1 protein-coding gene is annotated in these 1,544 nt (G+C 69.9%); it reads right to left on the bottom strand.

What is annotated here, in order from left to right; translation table 11 throughout:
• Positions 1-277: 277 nt before the first annotated feature.
• The gene (locus tag ACFHPP_RS30965) at positions 278-1,291 is read right to left on the bottom strand and encodes an FAD:protein FMN transferase (RefSeq protein ID WP_437167071.1); all 1,014 of its coding nucleotides are present in this window, start codon (positions 1,289-1,291) and stop codon (positions 278-280) included.
• Between the last annotated feature and the right edge of the window lie 253 nt (positions 1,292-1,544).

Raw genomic sequence — 1,544 nt, 5'->3', positions numbered from 1 at the left:
AGTTGCACCCGCCGGCCCGGCGGAGGCTGCGCCAGTTGAGCTGGCCGGCAGCAACGTTCTTGAACCGACACGAAAACCACCAAAGCTGCGGCCCCGATGCCCTGGCCGATCGGCCTTCGAGGACGGGTCGCGGGTGGAACCGTATCCCGCGCCAGTTCAGCCGTGCCACGTTAACAGCCTGATCCTGTCCGGGAATTCGGGGGCAACAACACTCGCCGCCACACTGGTCGCGGTCACCAACGTCTTCAGGCGTGGGCCGCGCTGAACCGACGCACCGTTACGCCGCGCTGAGCCGGGCTATGCTTCCGTCATGCCGCAGCAGGCGTACCTCCACGCTGTCCAGGCCGCGCAGCGCGATCCTGATCGCATCCTCCGGCATCAAGGCGAAGCCGGTTGCGAGACCATCCGCAAGCGTCGCCTCCGGCGCAAGCACGGAGACGGCGCGATGCAGCCTTGGGCTGAGCCCACTGCGGGGGTCGAGCAGATGGGTGAACCGGCCCGCGCGGTCGAAGACGAAGCCGAGGTCGGCGGAACTTGCCAGGGCCCGATCCGTCAGCTCCGCCTCGCCCCACGTTGCGCCCGGCGCTTCCGGGTCGCTGATTGCGGCGAGCCAGGGCCTGCCCGTGGAACGCGCGCCAATCGTCCTTGCCTCGCCGAGGTCCACCAGGGTTCGCGCCACCCCGCCGACGCGCAGTAGCGCCACGACACGGTCGGTGATGTAGCCCTGCGCGATGCCGTTCAGGGTGACCGCCAAGCCGCGACGCAGCAGCACCACGCGATCTGGCGTAACGCGGAGCCCGGTATGGCTCACCTTCGCCAGCGCCGCCTCCAGCGCCGCCGGGGCGGGGCCGGCCGGATCGGCTCCCGGCGCGCCGAAATGCGCCGCGTGCAGCGCCCAGAGCGGCTGGACGATCGGGTCGAAGGCGCCGCCGGTATGCTCCACGGCATCGAGCGCCCGCGACAGCAGATCCACCATCTCCGGTGGCGGCGCGGCCAGGGCGCCGCGCCGGTTCAACTCCGAGAGCAGGCTGTCGTCGCGCCACAGGCTGAACATCGCTTCCAGACGACGGATTTCCATCAGGGACGAGGCGATCAGGCGCTCCGCCACCGCCTTGTCCGGATGATGCAGCGTGATCTGGCCGAGGGCACCAAGCACCGGGCCTCTCCAGGTGACCGGCGGTGCCTCCGCCGCAGCGGCGGCACCCGGCAACGCAAGCCCCGGCAGCGCAAGGCCGGGCGCGGCGGCGACGATGCCGAGGATGCGGCGGCGGGAAATCCCTTCGTGCTGCATGGTGGGGCTCCCTCTCAATGTACGTGTCGCGCTGGAGCCTGAGCCGGGGCCGTGGACACTGAGGTGGTCCCCATCCGTCGGGCAGCTTGACGGCCTGGTTAAGCGCCGTCCTGGTTGGCGTCAGGCCCTTCTCGGGTCGCATGCGATGGCAAGGCGGAACCTCGTCGGGAAGGGTGCCGGGGGGGCAACGGATCCAAGTAAAGACACGGCTTGTGGTCGATCACTATTCGGGTCAGGCCATCAGGGCACCTAG

The organism is Falsiroseomonas sp. E2-1-a20, assembly GCF_051433195.1.
In the GTDB taxonomy this organism is placed as follows: Bacteria; Pseudomonadota; Alphaproteobacteria; order Acetobacterales; family Acetobacteraceae; genus Falsiroseomonas.
The sequence above is the reverse complement of the archived record's forward strand: the minus strand, read 5'-3'. Positions and strand labels throughout refer to the sequence as shown.